The 23775-nt window shown below is 66.4% G+C and carries 24 protein-coding genes; 19 read left to right on the forward strand and 5 right to left on the reverse strand.

From position 1 onward, the window contains the following. Window position 1: 1 nt before the first annotated feature. The 10 genes from J2X01_RS02345 (at window position 2) to J2X01_RS02390 (ending at window position 8626) form a co-directional block, all read left to right on the forward strand. Window positions 2-934, forward strand: coding sequence for a bifunctional methylenetetrahydrofolate dehydrogenase/methenyltetrahydrofolate cyclohydrolase (locus J2X01_RS02345; RefSeq protein ID WP_310050291.1), 933 nt, complete (start codon window positions 2-4; stop codon window positions 932-934). Window positions 935-1154: 220 nt separating this feature from the next. Continuing rightward, window positions 1155-2105 carry an ABC transporter ATP-binding protein gene (locus tag J2X01_RS02350; RefSeq protein WP_310050882.1) on the forward strand — a complete coding sequence of 317 codons (951 nt, stop codon included), beginning with the start codon at window positions 1155-1157 and terminating at the stop codon, window positions 2103-2105. An 88-nt stretch (window positions 2106-2193) separates the two neighbouring features. Then, on the forward strand, window positions 2194-3012 hold the full coding sequence (locus J2X01_RS02355; protein ID WP_310050885.1) for an ABC transporter permease: 819 nt from the start codon (window positions 2194-2196) through the stop codon (window positions 3010-3012). Further along, a complete protein-coding gene (locus tag J2X01_RS02360) occupies window positions 3009-3842 on the forward strand; it encodes an ABC transporter permease (protein WP_310050293.1) in 834 nt (277 codons plus the stop codon). The genes J2X01_RS02355 and J2X01_RS02360 overlap by 4 nt, the downstream gene beginning before the upstream one ends. Before the next feature lie 22 nt (window positions 3843-3864). Next, complete coding sequence (locus tag J2X01_RS02365; RefSeq protein ID WP_310050295.1) at window positions 3865-4221, forward strand: VOC family protein; 357 nt, start codon at window positions 3865-3867, stop codon at window positions 4219-4221. A gap of 147 nt (window positions 4222-4368) precedes the next feature. Next, window positions 4369-4944, forward strand: a complete 576-nt coding sequence (locus J2X01_RS02370; protein ID WP_310050298.1) for a hypothetical protein — start codon at window positions 4369-4371, stop codon at window positions 4942-4944. Between the two features lie 10 nt (window positions 4945-4954). Then, window positions 4955-5788, forward strand: a complete 834-nt coding sequence (locus J2X01_RS02375; protein ID WP_310050300.1) for an exodeoxyribonuclease III — start codon at window positions 4955-4957, stop codon at window positions 5786-5788. Between the two features lie 19 nt (window positions 5789-5807). Then, window positions 5808-6851, forward strand: a complete 1044-nt coding sequence (gene trpS, locus J2X01_RS02380) for a tryptophan--tRNA ligase (RefSeq protein ID WP_310050302.1) — start codon at window positions 5808-5810, stop codon at window positions 6849-6851. Between the two features lie 4 nt (window positions 6852-6855). Further along, window positions 6856-7515 (forward strand): 2'-5' RNA ligase family protein, encoded by a 660-nt coding sequence (locus J2X01_RS02385; protein ID WP_310050304.1) that lies wholly within the window; start codon window positions 6856-6858, stop codon window positions 7513-7515. After that, a complete protein-coding gene (locus J2X01_RS02390) occupies window positions 7460-8626 on the forward strand; it encodes a YihY/virulence factor BrkB family protein (RefSeq protein WP_310050888.1) in 1167 nt (388 codons plus the stop codon). The genes J2X01_RS02385 and J2X01_RS02390 overlap by 56 nt, the downstream gene beginning before the upstream one ends. On the opposite strand, the gene J2X01_RS02395 is transcribed toward J2X01_RS02390, so the two are convergent. The 5 genes from J2X01_RS02395 to sdhC all read right to left on the reverse strand — a co-directional run bounded on the left by J2X01_RS02395 (window position 8589) and on the right by sdhC (window position 13034). Further along, entirely contained in the window at window positions 8589-9353 is a 765-nt protein-coding gene (locus J2X01_RS02395; RefSeq protein WP_310050306.1) for an alpha/beta hydrolase family protein, read from the reverse strand. The genes J2X01_RS02390 and J2X01_RS02395 overlap by 38 nt on opposite strands. A 100-nt stretch (window positions 9354-9453) precedes the next feature. Then, on the reverse strand, window positions 9454-10236 hold the full coding sequence (locus J2X01_RS02400; protein ID WP_310050309.1) for a succinate dehydrogenase iron-sulfur subunit: 783 nt from the start codon (window positions 10234-10236) through the stop codon (window positions 9454-9456). A 1-nt stretch (window position 10237) separates the two neighbouring features. Continuing rightward, window positions 10238-12037 carry a succinate dehydrogenase flavoprotein subunit gene (gene sdhA, locus J2X01_RS02405; protein ID WP_310050312.1) on the reverse strand — a complete coding sequence of 600 codons (1800 nt, stop codon included), beginning with the start codon at window positions 12035-12037 and terminating at the stop codon, window positions 10238-10240. Between the two features lie 125 nt (window positions 12038-12162). Next, the gene (locus J2X01_RS02410) at window positions 12163-12651 is read right to left on the reverse strand and encodes a succinate dehydrogenase hydrophobic membrane anchor subunit (RefSeq protein WP_310050315.1); all 489 of its coding nucleotides are present in this window, start codon (window positions 12649-12651) and stop codon (window positions 12163-12165) included. A 2-nt stretch (window positions 12652-12653) separates the two neighbouring features. Continuing rightward, window positions 12654-13034: a succinate dehydrogenase, cytochrome b556 subunit gene (sdhC, locus tag J2X01_RS02415; protein WP_084507261.1), complete on the reverse strand. Its 381-nt coding sequence runs from the start codon at window positions 13032-13034 to the stop codon at window positions 12654-12656. A 311-nt stretch (window positions 13035-13345) separates the two neighbouring features. Here sdhC and J2X01_RS02420 point away from each other — a divergent pair, with 311 nt between their 5' ends. From J2X01_RS02420 to J2X01_RS02460, 9 genes are all read left to right on the forward strand, one after another. Continuing rightward, a complete protein-coding gene (locus tag J2X01_RS02420) occupies window positions 13346-14491 on the forward strand; it encodes a mannose-1-phosphate guanylyltransferase (protein ID WP_310050317.1) in 1146 nt (381 codons plus the stop codon). Between the two features lie 92 nt (window positions 14492-14583). Next, on the forward strand, window positions 14584-15783 hold the full coding sequence (locus J2X01_RS02425) for an amidohydrolase (protein WP_310050318.1): 1200 nt from the start codon (window positions 14584-14586) through the stop codon (window positions 15781-15783). A gap of 90 nt (window positions 15784-15873) precedes the next feature. Continuing rightward, window positions 15874-16308: a MarR family winged helix-turn-helix transcriptional regulator gene (locus tag J2X01_RS02430; RefSeq protein WP_310050319.1), complete on the forward strand. Its 435-nt coding sequence runs from the start codon at window positions 15874-15876 to the stop codon at window positions 16306-16308. A 60-nt stretch (window positions 16309-16368) separates the two neighbouring features. After that, window positions 16369-16800 carry an organic hydroperoxide resistance protein gene (locus J2X01_RS02435; RefSeq protein ID WP_310050320.1) on the forward strand — a complete coding sequence of 144 codons (432 nt, stop codon included), beginning with the start codon at window positions 16369-16371 and terminating at the stop codon, window positions 16798-16800. Further along, window positions 16797-17828 carry an NADP-dependent oxidoreductase gene (locus J2X01_RS02440; protein ID WP_310050321.1) on the forward strand — a complete coding sequence of 344 codons (1032 nt, stop codon included), beginning with the start codon at window positions 16797-16799 and terminating at the stop codon, window positions 17826-17828. The genes J2X01_RS02435 and J2X01_RS02440 overlap by 4 nt, the downstream gene beginning before the upstream one ends. Before the next feature lie 270 nt (window positions 17829-18098). Continuing rightward, window positions 18099-19205: a BMP family lipoprotein gene (locus J2X01_RS02445; RefSeq protein ID WP_445344432.1), complete on the forward strand. Its 1107-nt coding sequence runs from the start codon at window positions 18099-18101 to the stop codon at window positions 19203-19205. Window positions 19206-19365: 160 nt separating this feature from the next. Then, the gene (locus J2X01_RS02450; protein WP_310050322.1) at window positions 19366-21069 is read left to right on the forward strand and encodes an ABC transporter ATP-binding protein; all 1704 of its coding nucleotides are present in this window, start codon (window positions 19366-19368) and stop codon (window positions 21067-21069) included. Continuing rightward, complete coding sequence (locus J2X01_RS02455) at window positions 21062-22462, forward strand: ABC transporter permease (protein ID WP_310050323.1); 1401 nt, start codon at window positions 21062-21064, stop codon at window positions 22460-22462. Before J2X01_RS02450 ends, J2X01_RS02455 begins: the two co-directional genes overlap by 8 nt. Continuing rightward, window positions 22459-23775, forward strand: coding sequence for an ABC transporter permease (locus tag J2X01_RS02460; RefSeq protein WP_310050324.1), 1317 nt, complete (start codon window positions 22459-22461; stop codon window positions 23773-23775). The genes J2X01_RS02455 and J2X01_RS02460 overlap by 4 nt, the downstream gene beginning before the upstream one ends.

Raw genomic sequence — 23775 nt, forward strand, 5'->3', positions numbered from 1 at the left:
AATGACTTCTGCAGAGACTGCACCCACGGCTGAAACCGCTCAGATCCTCGACGGCCGGGCCACCGCCGCGACGATCAAGGCCGAACTGACCGAACGCGTCGCCGTGCTCAAGACCCGCGGGATCGTCCCGGGCCTCGGCACGATCCTGGTCGGTTCCGACCCCGGGAGCACCTGGTACGTTGCCGGGAAGCACAAGGACTGCGCCGAGGTGGGCATTACGTCGATCCGGCGCGACCTGCCGGAGGACACCACGCAGGAGGAGCTCCTGGCCGTGGTCCGGGAGCTCAACGAGAACCCGGAATGCACCGGCTACATCGTCCAGCTCCCGCTCCCCAGGCAGATCGACCAGGACGCCATCCTGGAGGCCATGGACCCCGACAAGGATGCCGACGGACTGCACCCGATGAACCTCGGCCGGCTCGTGGCCAACGTCGGCGGTCCCATGAAGTCCCCGCTGCCGTGCACACCCAAGGGCTGTGTGGAGCTGCTCACCCGGCACGGCATCAGCCTCAAGGGAAAGCGGGTGCTGGTGGTCGGCCGCGGGGTCACGATCGGCCGTCCGGTGGGCCTGCTGCTCACCCGCAAGGACGTCAACGCCACGGTCATCCTGGCCCACACCGGCACGGTTGACCTGCCCGCCGAACTCCGGCAGGCCGACGTTGTGATCGCCGCGGCCGGCCAGCCGCACATGATCAAGGCGGCGGACCTCAAACCGGGCGCCATCGTGCTCGACGTCGGCGTCAGCCGCGTCGACGACGGCTCCGGCAAAGCGGTGGTCACCGGAGACGTGGACCCGGCAGCGGCCGACGTCGCCGCCTGGCTGTCCCCGAACCCCGGGGGAGTGGGCCCGATGACCCGCGCCATGCTGCTCGCCAATGTCGTGGAGACCGCGGAACGCCACCTGGCCGAGGCGGCCACTTCGGGCATCGTCTAGTCCCGGAGCCTGACAGTCCAGGACACCGGGGCGCCCCTCCTTCGGGAGGCGGCGCCCCGGGCCGTTTAAGCCCGGACAGCTGGACCAGGCCCCGGACAGCACGGAACAGCAAACGTCTGGATTTTTTACGAAGAGACCCTTTCATAGTCCGGCGGGATCCACTACCGTGATTCGGGTGCCTGAACTCGTCTCCAAAGAATCCTCCCCCAAGGAAGCCCACGTGAGCAGCCCCGCCGAAGCCGGCCCGCCGCAGTACGTGATCACGGCCGAGAACCTCACGAAGCGCTACGGCGACGTCATCGCCGTCGACGGGATCTCCTTCTCCGTCCCCGCGGGCGAGGCGTTCGGCCTGCTCGGCCCCAACGGCGCCGGCAAGTCCACGACGATGAAGATGATCGGCGGGGTGTCGCAGCGGACCTCCGGGAGCCTGAGCATCATGGGCCTGGACCCGGACCGGAACGGTCCGGAAGTGCGCGCGCACCTGGGCGTCGTCCCGCAGCAGGACAACCTGGACGAAGAACTCAAAGTCCGGGACAACCTGCTGGTCTACGGCCGCTACTTCGGCCTGCCGATGAGCTACCTCAAGCCCAAGGCCGACGAGCTGCTGGAGTTCGCGCAGCTCACCGACAAGGCCAAGTCCAAGGTCGATGCGCTCTCCGGCGGGATGAAGCGCCGGCTCACGATTGCCCGCTCGCTGATCAACGAACCGCGGATCCTGCTCCTGGACGAACCCACCACCGGACTTGACCCGCAGGCCCGGCACATCCTCTGGGACCGGCTGTTCCGGCTCAAGGAGCAGGGCGTCACGCTGATCCTCACGACCCACTACATGGACGAGGCGGAGCAGCTCTGCGACCGCCTGATCGTGGTGGACAAGGGCAAAATCATGGCCGAAGGCTCGCCCGCCAGCCTGATCCGCGAGTACTCCACCCGCGAAGTCCTCGAGCTGCGCTTCGGCTCGGAACGCAACGCCACCGTCGGTGCCGAGCTGGAGGGCATCGGCGAACGGGTGGAAACCCTTCCCGACCGCGTCCTCATCTACGCGCACGACGGCGAGGCCGCGCTGGAGGAAGTCTCCGCGCGCGGGCTGCGCCCGGTGACGTCGCTGGTGCGCCGCTCCTCGCTTGAGGACGTCTTCCTGCGCCTGACCGGCAGGAGCCTCGTTGACTAGGAAAGCCGGGCAGCCGGGGCAGGCGGCATCGGCCGGGGCAGCCGCCGACTCGGCACCGGGCGCACCGGGCGCACCGGCGGCCGCCGCGCTGCGCGCCCATTCCCCAGCGGTTTCGGCCGCCCGGGCCCGCCGCTGGGGGTCCCTCTACTTCGCCGAACATGTGCTCCGGGTGATGAAGAGCTACGGCTGGACCATCGTGATGTACGGCGTCGGGCAGCCCGTCGCCTACCTCTTCGCCATGGGTGTGGGACTGGCGACGCTGGTCGACACCAACAGCGAGGCCGGCTTCGGCGGGGTCAGCTACCTGACCTTCATCGCGCCGGCGCTGCTGGTGTCGGCCGCCGTCATGACAGCGGCGAACGAGTTCACCTTCCCGATCATGGACGGCTTCAAATGGCGCCGGATCTACTACGGTCCGCACGCCTCGCCGCTGACACCCCAGCAGATCGCGTTCGGGCAGGTCATCGCCGTCACGGCCCGTTTCCTGCTGCAGTCCGCAATCTACTTTGCTGTGGTGGCGCTGTTCGGGGCGTCACCGAGCGGCTGGGGCTGGGTCTCGATCCCGGTCGCCTGCCTCGCCGGGCTGGCCTTCGGGCTGCCGCTGATGGCCTACGCCGCCTCGATCACGGAGGACAAAGGCCAGTTCGCCATGGTGATGCGTTTCATCGTGATGCCGCTGTTCCTGTTTTCCGGAACCTTCTTCCCGCTGGACACCCTGCCGCTGGCGGTGCGCTGGATCGGCTGGATCTCACCGATCTGGCACGGCACCGAGCTCAGCCGGGTGTTCACGTACGGCTACGAGGAGGAGCCGCTGCTGACGATCGTCCACTTTGTTTTCCTGCTGGCCCTCACCGCCGGCGGCTGGGTCCTGGCCAAGCGCCAGTTCATCAAAAGGATGGGCGGATGAGCGCACTCAGCACGAGCCACAGCGACACCGAGACGGCCCGCAACCGGAAGTTCGGGCCGCTGTACTCCCGGAACGTCCGCGCCGTCGTCGCCCGCGGGCTGATGGCCACCAAGAGCAGCAACTGGATGGTCATGCTCTCCGGCTTCTTCGAGCCGGTGCTGTTCCTGATCTCAATGGGCGTGGGCCTGGGCGCGGTCGTCGGCCCGGTGCAGGGGCCCGGCGGCGGGGAGATCAGTTACGCCGCCTACATCGCCCCGGCGCTGCTGGCCGTGTCCGCGATGAACGGCGCAGTCTACGACTCGACGTGGAATGTCTTTTTCAAGATGAACTTCGCCAAGCTGTACCAGGGCATGCTCTACACCTCGCTGGGCCCGCTCGACGTTGCCATGGGGGAGATCTTCCTGGCGCTGCTCCGCGGCCTGATGTATGCCACCGGGTTCACCGCCGTGATGGGTGTGATGGGGCTGATCACCACACCGTGGGCCATCCTGATGATCCCGGCCGCGGTGCTGATCGCCTTCGGCTTCGCAAGCTTCGGCATGGGCATCACGAGCTTCATGAAGACCTTCCAGCAGATGGACTGGATCAACTTCGTGATGCTGCCGATGTTCCTGTTCAGTGCCACGTTCTACCCGCTCAGCGTGTACCCGCAGTACATCCAGTGGCTCATCCAGGCCATGCCGCTGTGGCATGGCGTGGAGCTGCTCCGGCAGATCAGCGTCGGCGTCTTCAGCCCGGCGACGGCCGTCCACATCGGCTACTACCTCGTCATGATCGCCCTCGGTGTGCTGCTGACTACCGGCCGGCTGCGCCGGCTGTTCCTCAAATGATGTCCCTGGGACGGAGAACCGCATGATCGGAAAATGGCAGTCGCTCGTCATCGACTGCGAGGACCCGGACGCTCTCGCCGGCTTCTATGCAGAGCTGCTCGGAATGACCCGGGTCCAGGAGAATGAGGACTTCATCTCGATTGGCGACGCCGCCGGCCGCCCGGGGATCGACTTCCAGCGCGTGGAGCGGCTGGTCCGCCCCCGGTGGCCCGACGCCGACCACCCGCAGCAGATGCACGTGGACGTGCTGGTGGATGACCTCGACGCCGCCGAAGCGGAGGTGCTCCGGCTCGGCGCCACCAGCCTCGACGCCGGCACCGGGACGTTCCGCGTCTACACTGACCCCAGCGGCCACCCGTTCTGCCTGGTCCTGACGTAATGCCCGTCCTGACGTAATGCCCATACTGACGTAATGCCCGCCGTGTCGCGGGGGCCCGCCCGGAGGTCCGGCTCCGAGGGCGCTGCATTGCGTTCGCCCCGGGTGGAAGCGGGCCGGGGCGCGGCGGGGGTTTGCGATAATAGGCTCATGCAATCTCTGGGCAACACCGAGTCTTCCAAGCCGTCCGCGTACAACGCCGCCACGGGCAAGTTCTCCCTGCTCCGCATCAGCGGACCCGGGATGATGGTCTTCATCATCGCCTTCGTCGTCGCGGTCATCTTCGCGGCGAACCAGAACGACGTCGTCGGCTGGGTCGTGGCGATCATTGCCGGCTTCTGGCTCGCCCTGGCCTCGTTCGTGGTCTTCAGCATCCAGAAGGCGGCCAAGAAGGCCGGCGCCAAGCTCACGGAAGCGCAGAACGCTTTCAACGCAGCGGCCGGGCGGGCGCCGTCGTCGGGCAGTGTTGACCACGGCAGCACCCGTCTGGTGGAAGTCCGCAACGAAGCGGACGAGGTCCGGGACCTGAAACTCGACCACTCGTTCAAGATCGTCCAGGTCCAGGTCGGCGTCGTCGAACAGGAGCGGGCGAAAGGCGCCGCGTCGGACCAGGACACGATCCGGCGCGCGCTCGAAACCATCGAGATCACCGCCACCAACGCCCGCGACATGATCAAGTCCTCCGGCGGCAGCGACGAGCCCGTCTCCGGAACCATTGTCGACTAGAGTGGATCGGGTGAGTTCGGCATTGAAGAAGGACAACCTTCGCATCGCATCAGTCAACGTCAACGGCCTTCGCGCTGCCTATAAGAAGGGCATGGCGGAGTGGCTTGAGCCCCGCGAAGTGGACATTCTCTGCCTGCAGGAAGTCCGCGCGCCGGACGCCATCGTCCAGGAGCTGCTCGGCGAGGGCTGGTACATCCTGCACGCCGAAGCCGAAGCCAAGGGCCGCGCCGGCGTAGCCATCGCATCCCGCACCGAACCGCTGCAGACCCGGGTGGGCATCGGCGAGGACTACTTCGCCACCGCCGGCCGCTGGGTCGAGGCCGACTACACCGTCCGCAACGCGGAGGGCGACGCCGCGCAGCTGACCGTCGCCAGCGCCTATGTGCACTCCGGTGAGGCCGGCACCCCGAAGCAGGACGACAAGTTCCGCTTCCTGGACGTTATGAGCACCAGGCTGCCCGAACTGGCCAAACACAGCGACCACGCCCTCGTGGTTGGCGACCTCAACGTCGGCCACACGGAACTGGACATCCGGAACTGGAAGGGCAACGTCAAGCGTGCCGGCTTCCTCCCGGAGGAGCGCGCCTACTTCGACCGCTTCTTTGGCGAGGACATCGGCTGGAAGGATGTTCACCGGGACCTGGCGGGCAAGGTCGACGGCCCCTACACCTGGTGGTCCCAACGAGGACAGGCCTTCGACAACGACACCGGCTGGCGCATTGATTACCACATGGCCACGCCCGCCCTCGCTGCTGCCGCAGTGTCGGCCGTTGTTGACCGGGCATCGTCCTGGGATACACGCTTTTCCGACCACGCCCCGCTGGTAGTGGACTACCGGCTCTAAGTCCGAAGGTTTTATCAACATGACTAGTTCAACCGTTGCCGCCGCAAAGAAGCGCATCCTCTCCGGCGCCAAGCCCACCGCGGATTCCCTGCACCTGGGCAACTACATCGGTGCCGTGCGCAACTGGGTGGACATGCAGGCCGAATACGACGCCGTGTTCTTCATCCCGGACCTGCACGCCATTACCGTCGACTTTGAGCCGTCCGAGTTGGCCAAACGGACCCGGGTGGTGGCGGCCCAGTACATTGCGGCCGGGATCGATCCGGACAAGTCCATCTTCTTCGTGCAGTCGCATGTTCCCGAACACGCGCAGCTGGCCTGGGCGTTGAACTGCATCACGGGTTTCGGCGAAGCTTCGCGCATGACGCAGTTCAAGGACAAGACGCAGAAGTTCGGAGCGGACGCTGCGACCCTGGGCCTCTTCGCGTATCCGACCCTGATGGCCGCCGACATCCTGCTGTACCAGACGGACCTGGTGCCGGTGGGCGAGGACCAGCGTCAACACCTTGAGCTGACGCGCAATCTGGCGCAGCGCTTCAACACCCGCTATGGGCAGACGTTCACAGTGCCCGAGGCGACCATCCTGAAAGCCACTGCGAAGATCTACGATCTCCAGAACCCCGCCGCCAAGATGTCCAAGACGGGCGAGTCTCCCAACGGATCCATCCAGCTGCTCGAAGACCCCAAGATCGCGGTCAAACGGATCAAGTCCGCCGTGACGGATGCCGGGACGGAGATCCGTTTCGATCCGGAAGGAAAGCCGGGCGTTTCGAACCTGCTGACCATCTATTCGACGCTGACGGGCAAGACCGTGGCAGAGCTGGAAACCGAGTACCAGGGCAAGATGTACGGCCACCTCAAAGTTGACCTGGCCGAGGTGATGGTCGACTTCCTCACGCCGCTGCGGAACCGCACCAACGAGTTGATGGCAGATCCGGCAGAGCTGGACAGGCTGCTTGCCCAGGGTGCGGAGCGTGCCCGTGAGATTGCCTCGGTCACGCTTGCCCGGGTGTACGAGCGCATGGGTTTCCTGCCGTCCCTCAGCCTGGCCGGAGTCCGCTAGGCCGATGTCCTCCGTCAGCAAAGTCACCGCTAACGAGCCGAAACGCGCCACCCCGCGCGCCGGCAGCAGCGCCGCTCCGGAATCCCCTCCGAGCAACGGACAGCGCAGCGAAGGCATCAGCATCGGCGTGATCCTGGGTTTTCCGGCGGAGGTCGCCGAGGAGCTCAAGCGCTGGCGTGCTTCCTTCGGCGACCCCATGGCGACCGTCATCCCCGCCCACATCACGCTCGTGACGACCACCATGACCCAGGACTGGGAAGCGACCCGCAGCCATGTCCGTGACGTCGCCCGCAAGCAGGAACCGTTCAACGTGACCATCGCAGGGACCGGGTCCTTCCGGCCGGTGTCCCCGGTGGTCTTCCTGAACGTCGAGGACGGCTTCGGGGACTGCGTTAACCTGCACCGCCAACTGCAGTCCGGCCCGCTGGAGCGGGAGCTGCCGTTCGACTACCACCCGCACGTTACGGTCGCGCACGACGTCGCTCCGGAAAGCCTCGATGAGGCCGAAACGGTCCTCAAGGATTACAGCGCCACGTTCCCGGTGGCTAGCATGGGACTCTACGAGCACGACGACAACGGCATCTGGCAGCTACGGGAAGAGCTTGACTTTGGGACCAAACCAGAGCACGACAGAGGTCCGGACGGCAGCGCAGGCGCCCGCTGAGCCGCCGCTGCCCAGCGATTTGGCCGGGCTGAAACTCGAAGTCATCCGCAAGCGGGTCGAGTGGGGCAGGGTTCGGCGCTCCGGCGGCGGGGCAGTGGCGTCCCTGATGGCGATGCTGGCGTGGCAGCTGGCGCGGGTCAACATGCTGCTGCCTATGCGGGCGTACCTGCACTACCTCCGCCATCGCGGCCCGCTGCTGAGTGCGGGCATCGGGTTCAGGATGTTTTTCGCCATCACGGGCCTGTTGGCCACCGGATTATCCCTGGCCGGCCTCTTCCTCAGCGGATATCCGGCCCTGCTGGACCAAATAATCCGGAGCGTGGCCGTGACTGCGCCCGGCCTCTTGAAGGTGGACGGCAGCGAGGGGCTGGTTGATCCCTATGAGCTGCTGAACCCCACCAGCCTTGGCTGGGCCGCCCTGATCGCCGCCGTGGTGACAGTGTTCACCTCCCTGGGCTGGATCAGCGGCATCCGCGACGGTATGCGGAGCATGATGCAGCTCGGCCCCCTGGTGATGAATCCGATCCTGCAGATCCTCAAGGACGTCGGCACGCTGATCCTGCTGGGTGTGGCCCTGGTGATCAGCTCCGCGGCCTCACTGCTTTTCGGTACGGCCGCGGGATGGGTGACCGAACAGCTGAACCTCGATCCGCTGGTAGCCGGGCCACTGACGACCTCTGTCACGATCCTCGTGCCGCTGCTGCTCGGCTGGGGTACTGCCCTGATCATGTACCGGGTGGCCGCAGGGCTGAAACCTGCCCGGCGCTCACTGCTGGAAGCGGCCACCCTCGCCGCGGTGGGCACCACCGTGCTCCAGATCTTCAGCACCCAGCTGCTGGCCAGCGCGGGCAAGAACCCGATTCTGGCGCCGTTCGCCATCATCATCGGCCTGCTGATCTGGTTCAACCTGGTCAGCCAGGTGTACGTGGTCTGCGCCTCGTGGCTGGCGATCCGTGAGGAGGACCTCAAGGCCGGGCCCGCCGCCACGACCACCGGCTGGGGCGCCCGGCGCGTCCAGCCGGGCAAAACGCCGGTCGAGCCCACGGGGCGCCGGCGGCCGCTGTCCGCCGCGTTCAGGCGTCGAGGTACTGATCGGCCCACGCCGCGATAATCCTCGCGGCACGGGCCGCCTGGCCCTTGCCCGTCAGGAGATGGTCGCTGCCCTCCAGCGAGACGAAACTGCGCGGGTGGCGTGCCGTCTGGAAGATCGTGCTGGCATTTTCGATGCCGACCGTGTTGTCGGTGGGGGAGTGCAGCACCATGAGCGGCTTGTGCAGCTGCCGGATGCAGTCCGTCAGGTCGGCATTCTCCAGGTCCTCCACGAAGTGCCGGCGGATCTCCACCCGTTTGCCGCCCAGGTCCACTTCAGCGCTGCCCTCGCTGAGGATCCGGTCCAGGGCGGTGTCAAAGACGTGTGCCACATGCTTGGGCGAGAACGGGGCGCCCACGGTGGCGACGGCGTCGAGTTCCGGGATCTGCCGCGCGGCCGCCAGCACCGCAGCCCCGCCAAAGGAATGGCCCACCAGCAGCGAGACCGGCCGGCCCGACTCACGCATGAATTCGCCCGCCTTCACGGTGTCCGCGACCTTGTGGCTGAAGGAACCTTCGGACCAGAGCCCGGCGGATTCGCCGAGGCCCAGGTTGTCGAAGCGGAGCATGCCCACCCCGCTGTCCGCCAGCGCCTTGCACATCCGCGACGCCGACGGGCTGTCCTTGCCCAGCGTGAAGCCGTGCGAGAACACGCCCCAGCCTTTCACCGGCCCCTCCGGGACATCGACAATGCCGGAGAGGACTTCGCCGGTGGAACCCTGGAAGGAGACCTTTTCAGAACGGGACATGGTGTCCCCTTTCGCCGAGTGGGGAGACGACGACGGCGCCCCCACCCGTGAGGTGAGAGGCGCCGTCGTCGTCGTTCGTGTGGTTTTTGTGGAGCAGCTGCTAGATCCTGCGGGACAGGATGGCCTGCTTGACCTCGGCAATCGCCTGCGTGACCTGGATGCCGCGCGGGCACGCCTCGGTGCAGTTGAAGGTGGTGCGGCAGCGCCACACGCCTTCCTTGTCGTTGAGGATCTCCAAGCGCATGTCGCCGGCGTCATCGCGGGAATCGAAGATGAAGCGGTGCGCGTTGACGATGGCAGCCGGGCCGAAGTACTGGCCGTCGGTCCAGAACACCGGGCAGGACGAGGTGCACGCGGCGCAGAGGATGCACTTGGTGGTGTCGTCGAACCGCTCGCGGTCCTCGGCGGACTGCAGGCGTTCCTTCGTGGGCTCGTGCCCCCGGTTGATCAGGAACGGCATGACCTCGCGGAAGGACTGGAAGAACGGTTCCATGTCCACGATCAGGTCCTTCTCCACCGGGAGGCCCTTGATCGGCTCGACCGTGATGGGTTTGGACGTGTCCAGGTCCTTCAGCAGGGTCTTGCAGGCAAGCCGGTTGCGGCCGTTGATGCGCATGGCATCCGAGCCACAGACGCCGTGCGCGCAGGAACGGCGGAAGGAGACGCTGCCGTCCATCTCCCACTTGATCTTGTGCAGGGCGTCCAGGACACGGTCGGTGCCATACATGGTGACCTTGAAATCATCCCAGGTGGCGTCCTCGGAGACCTCCGGGTTGTAGCGGCGCACGCGCAGGGTCACGTCGAAGGAGGGGATTTCCCCGCCGCCTCCGATGTGGGCGGGCAGTTCGATCTTGGAGGCTGGCTCAGCGAGTTCAGCGGTCATCTTAGTACTTCCTCACCATCGGCTCGTAACGCGTAAAGACCACCGGTTTGGTGGCAAGGCGGATGCCTGCAATGGCCTCCGCGGAACCATCCGCCGGAGCATGCTCATCCTTGTACGCCATGGAGTGCTTCATGAATTTTTCGTCGTCGCGCTCGGGGAAGTCCTCGCGGAAGTGGCCGCCGCGGGATTCCTCGCGGTGCAGGGCCGCCACGGTCATGACCTTGGCTAGTTCCAGCAGGAAGCCCAGCTCCACGGCCTCCAGGAGGTCCAGGTTGAAGCGCTTGCCCTTGTCCTGGACGCTGATGCGCTGGTAACGCTCCTCGAAGGACGCGATGTCAGTCAGGACCTGGTTCAGCGTTTCGGCCGTGCGGAACACCTGCATGTTGGCATCCATGGTGTCCTGCAGTTCCTTGCGGATCGCCGCGACCTTCTCGGAGCCGTCAGAGGTGCGGACGTGGTCCAGCAGGTCCAGGGTGTAGGCCTCCGGGTCAACGGGGAGCTCCACGAAATCGGCGGTCTTCGCGTATTCCGCAGCGGCAATGCCGGCGCGCTTGCCGAAGACGTTGATGTCCAGCAGCGAGTTGGTGCCCAGCCGGTTGGATCCGTGCACCGAGACACACGCCACCTCGCCGGCGGCGTAGAGGCCCGGGATGACGGTGTCGTTGTCCTGGAGCACCTCGGCGGTGATGTTGGTGGGGATGCCGCCCATGGCGTAGTGCGCCGTCGGGAAGACCGGAACCGGCTCCGTGTACGGCTCGACACCCAGGTAGGTACGGGCGAACTCGGTGATATCCGGCAACTTGGCGTCAATGTGCGCCGGCTCAAGGTGCGTCAGGTCGAGGAGGACATAGTCCTTGTTCGGGCCGCAGCCGCGTCCCTCACGGACTTCGTTGGCCATGGAGCGGGCCACGATGTCGCGCGGGGCGAGGTCCTTGATGGTCGGGGCGTAGCGCTCCATGAAGCGCTCACCCTCGGAATTGCGCAGGATCGCGCCTTCGCCGCGGGCCGCCTCGGAGAGCAGGATGCCCAGGCCGGCGAGGCCTGTCGGGTGGAACTGGAAGAACTCCATGTCCTCCAGCGGGATGCCGCGGCGGAACGCGATGCCCATGCCGTCACCGGTCAGGGTGTGGGCGTTGGACGTGGTCTTGAAGACCTTGCCGGCGCCGCCGGAGGCGAAGATCACTGACTTGGCCTGGAACACGTGCAGCTCGCCGGAGGCGAGGTCGTAGGACACGACGCCGGCGACGCGCTTCTGCTTGTACGGCGTGCCGTCCTCGCGGACCGCGTCCTCCTCGACGGTCAGCAGGTCCAGCACGTAGTACTCGTTGTAGAACTCGACGTTGTGCTTGACGCAGTTTTGGTACAGGGTCTGCAGGATCATGTGGCCGGTGCGGTCAGCGGCGTAGCAGGCGCGGCGGACCGGAGCCTTGCCGTGGTCGCGGGTGTGGCCACCGAAACGGCGCTGGTCAATCCGGCCCTCGGGTGTGCGGTTGAACGGCAGGCCCATCTTTTCCAGGTCCAGGACGGCGTCGATCGCTTCCTTCGCCATAACCTCGGCGGCGTCCTGGTCAACCAGGTAGTCGCCGCCCTTGATGGTGTCGAAGGTGTGCCACTCCCAGTTGTCCTCCTCGACGTTGGCCAGGGCCGCGCACATGCCGCCCTGCGCCGCTCCGGTGTGGGACCGGGTGGGGTACAGCTTGGTCAATACTGCTGTTCGGGCGCGCTGACCTGATTCGATCGCCGCGCGCATCCCGGCGCCACCGGCACCGACGATCACGACGTCGTACTTATGGACCTGCATACCAGACGCTCTTTCTCTAAAAATTCGCTAACAACACCGGCCGGCGGAGCCGGCCCGGTGAAACCTCGTGGAAATCCCGTGCCTGCACCGGCAGGCAGTGATCGGGTGCCGGTGGGGCTGCGCCGCTACGGCACGGGGCAGAAGCCGCCGGGCAGCTGGACACCGTTGACCACGGGGCACGGGTCAAAGGTGAAGATGACCAGGGTGCCGAGGATGATGATGACGGTGGTGGCCGCGTAGAGCACGATCTTCAGCCACAGACGCGTGGCGTCCTTTTCGGCGTAGTCGTTGATGATGGTGCGCACGCCGTTGGTGCCGTGCAGCATCGCCAGCCACAGCATGGCCAGGTCCCAGATCTGCCAGAACGGGTCGGCCCACTTGCCGGCCACAAAGCCGAAGTCGATGGCGTGGATGCCGTCGCCGACCAGCAGGTTGACGAACAGGTGTCCAAAGATCAGGACAACCAGGACCACGCCGGAAAGCCGCATGAAGAGCCACGCGAGCATTTCGAAGTTGCCTTTGGAACTGCCGTTGCGGCGGTACTGCGGTGCAATCCGGTTGCTGCCGACCTTTGCCACGGCACTGCGCGGGCTCTTAATCTCAGTTGCACTCATGGCTAGTGACCTCCAAGGGCGAGGGAAAGGTGGCGAATGGAGAAGCCCACCATGACGACTACCCAGAGAATGAGCACCGTCCACAGCATCTGGCGCTGGTACTTCGCGCCCTTCTTCCAGAAGTCGACGGCGATGATCCGCAGGCCGTTGAAGGCGTGGAATACGATCGCTGCAACAAGGCCCGTTTCACCCAGGGCCATCAGGGGGTTCTTGTACGCACCAATCACGGCGGTGTAGGCCTCGGGGGACACACGCACCAATGAGGTGTCCAACACATGGACCAACAAGAAGAAAAAGATCACTACACCGGTAATGCGGTGTCCAACCCAGGACCACATGCCTTCACGGCCGCGGTACAAGGTGCCAGCTGGTTTTGTCGGCACTGAATAAACCTCCCTGCAACACAGCGGCGCTGGCATGGGATCCACGCGGGGGGAACGCCTGCTGCGAGAGCACTCATAAACTCAAGCCTAAATCTAGGCTTCGCTCACAGCTTATTCAATTTAGCCGCCCGTTGGTGACGGCGCCCGGCGCGGTTTCCGCCCGCTTTTGAGACGAACGCCACATTTCCCTGCCGGCCGGAGCGCCCGCACGGTTTCGCGGCCGCCCCGGGAGGGCCCGGGGAGGGCTGTGCCATGCCGTGTCCGGCGCCGGATCAAGGACCGTCCCTGCTCGTTCGGCTAAAGTAGCGGTGATGAATACAGACGATGTGACAAGCCAGGACTCACTACAGGGTTCGGCCCTGGGCCGATTTATTGCCGTGATTCCGGCCGGCGGTGTGGGGACCCGCCTCTGGCCTCTGTCGCGGGCAGCAGCCCCCAAGTTCCTGCACGACCTCACGGGCTCGGGCAGTACCCTGCTGAGGTCGACCTACGACCGGCTGGGGCCGCTGGCCGGCAAGCACATCCTCGTGGTGACCGGCATGGCCCACCGTGACGCGGTCTGCCGCCAGATCCCGGAGATTGACGACGCGGACCTGGTGCTGGAGAGCGAGCCCAAGGACTCCGGCGCCGCGATCGGCCTGGCCGCGGCGATCCTGCACGAACGCGATCCGGACACCATCATGGGGTCCTTCGCGGCCGACCAGGTGATCAGCCCCGACGGTCTGTTCCATGAAGCCGTCAGGGAGGCCATCCATGCTGCGGCAGCCGGCAAGATCGTCACGATCGGCATCAAGCCCACGCACCCCTCCACCGGCTTCGGCTACATCCGGGCCGGGAAAAACCTCGGCGTTGCCGGGGCCCCCAGCGCCCAGGCCGTCGTCGAGTTCGTGGAGAAGCCCAGCGAAGACGTCGCCCAGGAGTATCTCGACAGCGGCGACTACGTCTGGAACGCCGGGATGTTCGTGGCCCCCGTCTCGCTGATGCTCAAGCACCTCGAAGCCAACCAGCCGGAGCTTTTCGCCGGCGTGCAGGAAATCGCCAAGGCCTGGGACACGCCGCAGCGCGACGAGGTCAAGGCCCGCGTCTGGCCCACCCTGCCCAAGATCGCAATTGACTATGCCGTGGCCGAACCCGCAGCCGCCGCCGGCGACGTCGCCGTCGTCCCCGGAACCTTCCGCTGGGATGATGTCGGCGACTTCGCCTCGGTGGGCCGGCTCCACAGCGCGAAGGAAGTCAAGGACGTCACCGTGATCGGCGAGGGCGCCCGTGTCTTCACCGAGGACGCCAGCGGCGTGGTGGTCTCCGACACCAAACGCGTAATCGCGCTGATCGGAATCAAGGATGTCGTAGTGGTGGACACCCCCGATGCCCTGCTGGTGATGCACAAGGAACACTCCCAGCGTGTCAAGCAGGCCGTCGATGCCCTCAAGGCCAGCGGCGACACGGACGTCCTGTAGTAGCCGGGCCGTGGACGCTACCAAGTGTTTCCCGATCCGTAACGCGCCGTACGCGATGCCGCTATTCGTTGTCCGCTCGCTAGAGTTATGCCGTGCGCAACTACTCTACTGAAGCTGAGCCCACCACCTTGGTGGGGCCGTGGCTCGAGCCCCTGCTGCCGGAACTGATCGCTTTCCGCCGGGACCTGCACGCGCACCCGGAGCTCTCCTTCAAGGAGTTCCGCACCACGAACAGGCTCGCGGCGCGTCTCGAGGAAGCCGGCCTCAAACCCCGGCTCCTCGAAGGCACGGGCCTGACGGTGGACATCGGCGACGGTCCGATCGCCACCGCGCTCCGCGGCGACATCGACGCCCTGCCCATCATCGAGGAGACGGGTCTTCCGTTCGCCTCAAAGAACCACGGCGTCACGCACGCCTGCGGGCACGATGTGCATACCGTCGCGATGCTCGGCGCAGCCCTGGTGCTGCAGCGGATGCATGAAGAGTCGCCGCTGCGCGGCACCGTGCGGATCATCTTCCAGCCGGCCGAGGAGACCATGCCCGGTGGCGCGCAGAGCTGCATCGAACAGGGTGTCCTCGAAGGTGTTCCCCGGATTTTCGCGCTGCACTGCGACCCACGGATCGAGGTGGGCAAGATCGGCACCCGGATCGGCGCCATCACCTCCGCCTCGGACACGATCAAGATCGAACTGGCCGGCCGCGGCGGCCACACCTCACGCCCGCACCTGACCGAAGAGCTGGTCTTTGCGCTGGCGCAGATCGCCATCAACGTACCGGCTGTGCTCTCGCGCCGGGTGGACGTCCGCAGCGGCGTCTCCGTGGTCTGGGGCCAGATCTCCGCCGGTTCCGCCCCCAATGCGATCCCGGCCAGCGGCTACATGGCCGGCACCATGCGCTGCCTGGACCGCGACGCCTGGCACGACGCCGGGAACATCCTCGACGAGGTCATCCAGCAGGTCGCCGCTCCGTACGGCGTCGATGTCCATCTGGAACACACCCGCGGCGTGCCTCCCGTGGTGAACTCCGAGCACGAGACCGCACTGATCGAAGCCGCAGCCCGCGCCGAGATCGGCGAAGGGGCTGTGGTTTTGACCCCGCAGTCGATGGGCGGCGAGGACTTCGCCTGGTTCCTCGCGGACCTCCCGGGCGCCATGATGCGCCTCGGCACCAAGACGCCCGGCGGCGAGGAATACGACCTGCACCGCGGCGACTACATCCTGGACGAACGCGCCCTGGGCCTGGGCATCCAGGTCCTCACCGCGGCGGCCCTGCGCACGCTCCGCGACCTCTAAGCACCCCCGCCCGGCGCCCGCCCAGCCGCCGGGGTGAGCCTTGGGCGCAATTGAGTTGTGCACAATTTAATTGTGGACTATCGTATAGGCATGTCCAACGCCCCCCGCCTGAACCGGCAGCTGTGCTTCGCCATGTACTCGGCCTCGCGGGCCGCCACGAAGGCGTACCGGCCGCTGCTCGATGACCTCGGCCTGACCTACCCGCAGTACCTCGTGATGCTGGTGCTCTGGGAAGAGCAGCCGCGCAGCGTCCGCGAACTGGGGGAGGAGCTGGGGCTCGACTCCGGCACGCTCTCCCCGCTGCTGAAGCGGCTCGAATCCCTCGGCCTCGTGGACCGGCGTCGGGCAGCCGGGGACGAACGCCGGGTGGAGGTCTTCCTGACCGACGAGGGCACCGCGCTGAGCGCCCGGGCCGCCGCCATCCCGCAGCGGCTCGCCGACGCCGCCGGGCTCCCGCCCGCTGAGCTCGACCAGCTCCGCGAGACCCTGAGCCGACTGACCGCCGCGCTGCACGACTTGCACTGAGCTGCGCGGCCCGCACTGAATCCCACCGACTTCCACGCAAACGCAACAGATCGGATCCCCATGAAGACTCTTTACACCGCTGAAGCGCTGGCCTCCGGCGAAGGCCGGGACGGCACCACCGTCACCAAGGACGGCAAGCTGAACGTGACCCTGGCCAGCCCCGTGGAACTTGGCGGCAACGGCGAGGGCACCAACCCCGAGCAGCTTTTCGCGGCCGGCTATGCCGCCTGTTTCCACTCCGCCCTGCGGCTGGTCGGCCGGCAGGCGAAGGCCGACCTGACGGATTCCGCCGTCGCCGCGAGGATCCACCTGGGTGCCCGCAGCGACGGACCGGGCTACGGCATCGCCGCGGAACTCGAGGTCGCCCTGCCCGCCGTGGACCGGCAATCGGCCGAGGCCCTCGTGGCCAGGGCGCACGAGGTCTGCCCATACTCCAACGCCACGCGCGGCAACATCACCGTCGACATCAGCATCGTCGAGGTCGCCGCATGAGCCCCGCCACTGAAGCGTCCACGTTGCCCGCCACGACCCGCGAGATCCAACTGGCGTCCCGTCCGCACGGACGCCCGGTGCCGGAAAACTTCCGCCTGGCGGAGACGGCGTTGCCTGGGCTGAAGGACGGCCAGGTCCTGGTCCGCAACCTCTTTATCTCCGTGGACCCCTACATGCGCGGCCGGATGAACGACGTGAAGTCCTACTCGCCGCCGTTTGCCCTGGACGCCGCGCTCGACGGCGGCGCAGTCGGTGAGGTGATCGCCTCCCGGTCCGCTGACCGCGCGGTGGGCGACGCCGTCGTCCACTCCCTCGGTTGGCGCGAATATGCCGTGCTCGACGCCGGTGCCACCGCCCCCGCCCGCACCGACCTGGCCCCGGCGCCGGCTTTCCTGGGTGCCCTGGGCATGACCGGCCTGACAGCCTACGCGGGCCTGCTCAAGGTTGCCGGCTTCACGTCCGGAGAGGTCGTCTTCGTCTCCGGAGCCGCAGGCGCCGTCGGCTCGATGGTGGGTCAGATCGCCAAGGCCCTGGGTGCGTCCCGTGTCATCGGCAGTGCGGGCTCGCCGGAGAAAGTGGCGCGGCTGCTGGAACTCGGCTTCGACGCGGCGTTCAACTATCACGACGGCCCGGTCGCCGGGCAGCTCGCCGCGGCCGCCGGCGAACGCGGGATCGACGTGTACTTCGACAACGTCGGCGGGGACCACCTCGAAGCGGCGCTGTCGGCGCTCACCGTCGGAGGCCGGGTGGCCATGTGCGGTGCCATTTCGCAGTACAACTCCACGGCGCCCGCCGCCGCTCCGCGCAATCTCGCGCTGGCCATCGGCAAACAGCTGACCCTCAAAGGCTTCCTGGTCAGCGGCTACGGTCAGCACCGGGCCGAGTTCGTGCAGGCCATGTCCGGTTGGCTAGCCGACGGCGCCGTGCGCTACGACGAGACCATCGTGGACGGACTGGAAAACGCGCCGCAGGCCTTTATGGACCTTCTGGACGGCGCCAACACCGGCAAGATGCTGGTCCGGCTGTAGGTCCTTCCGCCGGCTGAAAGCCCCGCACCGGAGGAACCGGTGCGGGGATTTGCGGTCCCTACCGCTTGGTAACAAGTTCTCAACAATCTGTGGAATTGCTGCGGACTGTGCTACTTGGACGTGGCGCAGGACACTAAAGTAGCTTCCATCAGTGCGCCTCGGCGCAATGCTGCGAAATCCATCAGTGAAAACAGCGTTCAGCGGACCACCCGCAGACAGACACTCATTGAACTTCCGTCGTAGCGCCTACTCTTTCTTCCTGGAGGAAAATTGAAGAACTCTCTGCGTGCCACCTTCAAGCGCGGATCAATGACCGGGGTCGCCACCGCGGGCGCGGCTGCCCTCCTGCTGACCGGCTGCGGGGCTGCCCCGGAGGCCAGCACCGCCACCAACACCGCCAGCAACTTCAAGGGCTGCATCGTGTCCGACTCGGGTGGGTTCGATGACCAGTCGTTCAACCAGTCTTCCTACGAGGGACTGCAGAAGGCCAAGACGGATCTTGGCATCCAGACGGCCGAGGCCGAGTCCAAGACCAACAACGACTTCGAGCCCAACCTGCGCGCTATGGTCTCCGCCGGCTGCAACCTGACCATCACGGTCGGCTTCCTGCTCGGCGACGCGACCAAAGCACAGGCCACAGCCAACCCGAACAGCCACTTCGCCATCATCGACTTCGGCTACGAAACCCCGGTCACCAACGTCAAGCCGATCATCTACGACACGGCCCAGGCCGCGTTCCTGGCCGGCTACCTCGCAGCAGGCACCACCAAGACCGGAACGGTCGCCACCTTCGGCGGCATCAAGATCCCCACGGTTACCATCTTCATGGACGGCTTCGCTGACGGCGTGAAGTACTACAACGAGAAGAAGGGCACGGACGTCAAGGTCCTTGGCTGGGACAAGGCCAAGCAGGACGGCTCCTTCACCGGCGACTTCGAAAAGCAGGACAAGGGCAAGCAGTTCACCCAGAACTTCCTGGACCAGGGCGCTGACATCGTCATGCCCGTCGCCGGTCCGGTCGGCAAGGGTGCCGGCGCGGCCCTGCAGGAAGCCAAGGCAGCAGGCAAGGACGTCAAGCTCATCTGGGTTGACTCCGACGGCTTCCTTACGGCACCGGATTACAAGGACATCATGCTCTCCTCCGTCATGAAGCAGATGGGCGAGGCCGTCGAGGCGGTCGTCAAGCAGGACAAGGACGGCCAGTTCACCAACGCGCCGTACATCGGCACCCTCGCGAACGACGGCGTGCAGCTGGCTCCGTTCCACGACCAGGAATCCGCCGTTTCGGCCGAACTGAAGTCCGAGCTGGACCAGATCAAGAAGGACATCGCAGACGGCAAGCTGAAGGTTGAGTCCGCAGCCAGCCCGAAGGCCTAACTTCCTCCGCTAAGCGCCACGGCCCGTCGGTCACCACCGCACGGGCTGTGGCGCTTTTCGTTGCGGCCGCTGCGCCTCACACCGCAGGCACTAAGCTGGTGCTGCAGCCCCCATACGCGTCCGGGCCAAGCCTGCCGGACCCTCGAGATTGGTCAGAGTTTTGAAACTTGAACTCAAGGGCATTACAAAACGCTTCGGCTCCCTGGTAGCCAACGATCACATCGATGTGGTTGTTGAACCCGGGCAGATTCACTGTCTGCTCGGCGAGAACGGCGCTGGCAAGTCCACCCTGATGAACGTCCTCTACGGACTGTACGAGCCCACAGAGGGCGAAATCCTGATCGACGACAAACCGGTCAGGTTCCGCGGCCCCGGCGACGCCATGGCTGCCGGTATCGGCATGGTGCACCAGCACTTCATGCTGGTCCCGGTCTTTACTGTCGCGGAGAACGTCGCGCTGGGAGCGGAGACCACCAAGACCGGTGGATTCCTGGACCTCGAGGACACGCGCCGGAAGATCCGGGAGATTTCCGACCGCTACGGCTTCGACGTCGACCCCGACGCGCTGATCGAAGACCTCCCCGTGGGCGTTCAGCAGCGCGTCGAAATCATCAAGGCACTCGTCCGCGACGCCAAGGTGCTCATCCTCGATGAGCCCACGGCCGTGCTGACTCCGCAGGACACCGATGAGCTGCTGGACATCATGCGCCAGCTCAAGAGCCACGGAACCTCCATCGTCTTCATTTCCCACAAGCTCCGCGAGGTGAAAGCCGTTTCGGACACCATCACCGTCATCCGGCGCGGCAAGGTCGTCGGCACGGCCAGCCCCGGCGCCTCCACCACCGAACTGGCGTCCATGATGGTGGGCCGCGCCGTGAGCCTGACCCTGGACAAGGCTCCCGCCCAGCCGCAGGAGACCACCTTCGAGGTCAAGGACCTCACCGTCATCGCACCCAGCGGCCAGCACGTGGTGGACGGCATCAGCTTCGGGATCGCCCGCGGCGAGATCCTCGCCCTCGCCGGTGTCCAGGGCAACGGGCAGACCGAACTGACCGAGGCCATCCTCGGCCTGCAGGAGAGGGTCCACGGCTCGATCACCCTCGACGGCGACGAACTCCTGGGCCGCAGCGTCAAGGACGTCCTCAACGCCGGCGTCGGATTCGTGCCGGAAGACCGTTCCCTCGACGGGCTGATCGGCACGTTCTCCATCGCCGAGAACCTGATCCTGGACCGCTACGACCAGGCGCCGTTCGCCAAGGGCATCAGCATGAGCCCGGCCAAGGTCCTGGAGAACGCCAAGACCCGGATCGAAGAATTCGATGTCCGCACCCCGTCCGGCTCGCTCGCAGCCGGCACCTTGTCCGGCGGCAACCAGCAGAAGGTCGTCATGGCCCGGGAGCTCTCCCGGCCGCTGCGGCTCTTCATCGCCTCCCAGCCCACCCGCGGCGTGGACGTGGGCTCCATCGAGTTCCTGCACAAACGGATCGTCGCGGAGCGGGACCACGGCACGCCCGTCATGATCGTCTCCACCGAACTGGACGAGGTGATTGAACTCGCCGACCGGATCGCCGTGCTGTACAAGGGCAGGCTGGTCGGGATTGTCCCGGCCGGCACCGCGCGCGACGTCCTGGGCCTGATGATGGCCGGAGTTTCCCCGGACGAAGCCCACGCCGACGCCGCAGGCAAGCACACGGCGCCACCGCTCTCTGACAACCCAGCACCGAGCGCAGCAGAAAACCCGGCCGGCAGCGCAGCGGAAAACCCGGCCGGCACCCCGGCCGGCAACCCCGCAACGAACCCGGCGCCCGCCGCCCCGTCCGTGCAGGAGCCCGGCTCCAGCGCCGTAGGAGACCACAATGAGTGAGAACACCGAGCCGCGGCCCGCGTCCGCGCCGGACCCGGACCGGCTTCCGGCAGCCCAGGCCACCGCAGTGGAGCCGGAGCAGGTCGAGGACGATGAAGCCTTCGTCACCTCGCTGGACACCGCGGGCGGTGCCCACCAGCCGTCGGCCGTTCCGGTCTCGAGCCAGAGCGGATCCCTTCCCGGCGCCCCGGAGGAAGAGTCGGTGCTGCGCAAGATCTTCACCGGCAACGGCATCGTGACCATCCTGGCGGTGCTGCTGGCCCTGATCCTGGGCGGTCTGCTGATCGCCATGACGGACAAGGTGGTCGGTACCACGGCCGGCTATTTCTTTGCCCGCCCCAGCGACTTCCTCGTCGCCGTCTGGTCCGCCGCCACCGAGTCTTACGTCGCCCTCTTCCAGGGCGCGGTCTTCAACCCCCGCGGGACCGGAGCGGCCGGACAGTTCGCCCCGCTCATGGAGACGTTGACCATCGCCACCCCGCTGATAACGGCGGGCCTCGGCGTCGCGCTGGCCTTCCGCGCCGGCCTGTTCAACATCGGCGCGCAGGGCCAGATCATCATGGCCGGCATCCTTGCCTCGTGGGTCGGCTTCGCGCTGCACCTGCCGCTGGGCCTGCACCTGCTGCTGGTCCTGGTGGCCGGCGTCGTCGGCGGCGCCGTCTGGGGCGGCATCGTCGGTGTGCTCAAAGCCAGGACGGGCGCACACGAGGTCATTGTCACCATCATGTTCAACTACATCGCCCTCTATTTCCTGCGCTACCTGCTGGACACGGACTTGTTCCAGCGTCCGGGGGCGAACACACCGATATCGCCGATCCTGGATCCCAGCGCCGCGTACCCGCTGCTCTTTGGCAGCCAGTACCGGCTGCACCTGGGATTCCTGCTGGCCATTGCGGCCACCGTGTTTGTTTCGTGGCTGCTGAACCGCTCCACGCTCGGTTTCGAGTTCCGGGCCGTCGGGGCCAACCCCAAGGCAGCCCTGACTGCCGGCATTAACGTCTCCCGGGCCACGATCCTGGTGATGACCATTGCCGGTGGCCTGGCCGGCCTGGCCGGCGTGGCGCAGGTGGCCGGCACCGAAAAGGTCCTGACCGATGGTGTCGCGGCAACCTACGGCTTCGACGCAATCACCGTGGCGCTGCTGGGACGTTCGTCGCCGTGGGGCACCTTTGCCGCCGGCGTGCTGTTCGGAGCCTTCCGCGCGGGCGCCGTCCAGATGCAGATCCAGACCGGAACTCCGATCGACATCGTCCTCGTGGTCCAGTCGCTCATCGTGCTGTTCATCGCGGCGCCGCCCCTGGTCCGGGCGATCTTCGGACTCAACCCGCGCAAGAAGAAGGCCGCGACCGCCGGCAAAACCAAGCAGGCCGCAACCACCGGAGGTGCCGCATGAGCACAACAGCAACCTCGCCCGTCCAGGGAAAGCCCCAGCCGGAGAAGAACGGCAGGCCGGCGGTGTCCGCCAAGCCCGTGACCTGGAAGTTGCCGGTGACGCTGTCGGTGCTGGCCACCCTCGCCTTCATCTTCTTCGGACTGCTGGGTCCGCAGGGGAATGCCAAGTTCGGCGTTTCCTCCGGCGGAGACTTCTTCCAGCTCCCGGCGATCGAAGTCCCCGCTTTCCTGTCCGGCATCGTGCTCTCCATGATCCTGCTGGGCCTCGCGGGCTACGCCTTGGTCCTGAAGGCCAGAAAGAACGTCCGGCCCCCGCGCTGGCTGCCTGCCGTGTTCACCGTCGTGTTCGTGGTCGCCTTCCTGATCTGGGTGGTGGGTGGCGCCCGGAGCCCCAGCATTTCGCTGGCCGGCCTCATCGCCGGGTCCGTGACACTCGCCGTGCCGATCGTCTTCGGCTCCCTCTCAGGTGTGCTGTGCGAACGCGCCGGCGTCGTTAACATCGCCATCGAAGGCCAGCTCCTGGGCGGGGCCTTCACGGCTGCGCTCGTCGCCAGCCTGACGCACAACCCCTACCTGGGCCTGCTTGCGGCGGCCGTGGCGGGCGCCCTGGTCTCGATGGTGCTGGCGCTGTTCAGCATCAAGTACGTGGTTAACCAGATCATCGTCGGCGTCGTGCTCAACGTGCTGGTTTCCGGGCTCACCGGCTTCCTGTTCAGCACCGTTATGCAGTCCGACCCGGAGAAGTACAACTCGCCCGGCGAGCTCCCCAACGTCGAAATCCCCGTCTTGTCCGGCATCCCGGTGATCGGGCCCATCCTGTTCAAACAGTCCGTGGTGGGCTACCTGATGTATGTGGCCGTGATAGTGATCTGGATCGGACTGTTCAAGACGAAGTGGGGCCTGCGTGTCCGCGCTGTGGGCGAGCACCCGCAGGCGGCTGACACGCTGGGCATCAAGGTCAACGCGACCCGCTTCTGGAACGTCACGATCGGCGGCGCCGTCGCCGGAATCGGCGGATCGTTCTTTACCCTCGTGGCGATCGACAGCTTCACCAAGGAGATCTCCGGTGGCCGCGGCTTCATTGCCCTTGCCGCCATGATCCTGGGCCGCTGGAATCCGATCGGGGCGTTCTTCGCCGCGTTGTTGTTCGGCTTCGCCGACAACCTGCAAAGCATCGTGACGATCATCGGCACCCCCGTGCCGAGCCAGTTCATGGCCATGCTGCCGTACGTCGTGACCGTGTTTGCCGTGGCCGGGCTCGTCGGCCGCTCCCGGCCGCCGGCCGCCGACGGCATACCGTACGTCAAGGGCTGA

It is taken from the genome of Arthrobacter ginsengisoli (assembly GCF_031456935.1).
Lineage (GTDB): Bacteria > Actinomycetota > Actinomycetes > Actinomycetales > Micrococcaceae > Arthrobacter > Arthrobacter ginsengisoli.

What these genes read in the sequence shown, in the direction of transcription:
- J2X01_RS02420 (WP_310050317.1), top strand. Translation starts at nt 13,346, where the DNA reads ATGAATACAGACGATGTGACAAGCCAGGACTCACTACAGGGTTCGGCC.
- J2X01_RS02365 (WP_310050295.1), top strand. Translation starts at nt 3,865, where the DNA reads ATGATCGGAAAATGGCAGTCGCTCGTCATCGACTGCGAGGACCCGGAC.
- J2X01_RS02460 (WP_310050324.1), top strand. Translation starts at nt 22,459, where the DNA reads ATGAGCACAACAGCAACCTCGCCCGTCCAGGGAAAGCCCCAGCCGGAG.
- J2X01_RS02435 (WP_310050320.1), top strand. Translation starts at nt 16,369, where the DNA reads ATGAAGACTCTTTACACCGCTGAAGCGCTGGCCTCCGGCGAAGGCCGG.
- J2X01_RS02400 (WP_310050309.1), bottom strand. Translation starts at nt 10,236, where the DNA reads ATGACCGCTGAACTCGCTGAGCCAGCCTCCAAGATCGAACTGCCCGCC.
- J2X01_RS02410 (WP_310050315.1), bottom strand. Translation starts at nt 12,651, where the DNA reads ATGAGTGCAACTGAGATTAAGAGCCCGCGCAGTGCCGTGGCAAAGGTC.
- J2X01_RS02395 (WP_310050306.1), bottom strand. Translation starts at nt 9,353, where the DNA reads ATGTCCCGTTCTGAAAAGGTCTCCTTCCAGGGTTCCACCGGCGAAGTC.
- J2X01_RS02345 (WP_310050291.1), top strand. Translation starts at nt 2, where the DNA reads ATGACTTCTGCAGAGACTGCACCCACGGCTGAAACCGCTCAGATCCTC.
- J2X01_RS02455 (WP_310050323.1), top strand. Translation starts at nt 21,062, where the DNA reads ATGAGTGAGAACACCGAGCCGCGGCCCGCGTCCGCGCCGGACCCGGAC.
- J2X01_RS02385 (WP_310050304.1), top strand. Translation starts at nt 6,856, where the DNA reads ATGTCCTCCGTCAGCAAAGTCACCGCTAACGAGCCGAAACGCGCCACC.
- J2X01_RS02370 (WP_310050298.1), top strand. Translation starts at nt 4,369, where the DNA reads ATGCAATCTCTGGGCAACACCGAGTCTTCCAAGCCGTCCGCGTACAAC.
- J2X01_RS02430 (WP_310050319.1), top strand. Translation starts at nt 15,874, where the DNA reads ATGTCCAACGCCCCCCGCCTGAACCGGCAGCTGTGCTTCGCCATGTAC.
- J2X01_RS02440 (WP_310050321.1), top strand. Translation starts at nt 16,797, where the DNA reads ATGAGCCCCGCCACTGAAGCGTCCACGTTGCCCGCCACGACCCGCGAG.
- sdhA (WP_310050312.1), bottom strand. Translation starts at nt 12,037, where the DNA reads ATGCAGGTCCATAAGTACGACGTCGTGATCGTCGGTGCCGGTGGCGCC.
- J2X01_RS02360 (WP_310050293.1), top strand. Translation starts at nt 3,009, where the DNA reads ATGAGCGCACTCAGCACGAGCCACAGCGACACCGAGACGGCCCGCAAC.
- trpS (WP_310050302.1), top strand. Translation starts at nt 5,808, where the DNA reads ATGACTAGTTCAACCGTTGCCGCCGCAAAGAAGCGCATCCTCTCCGGC.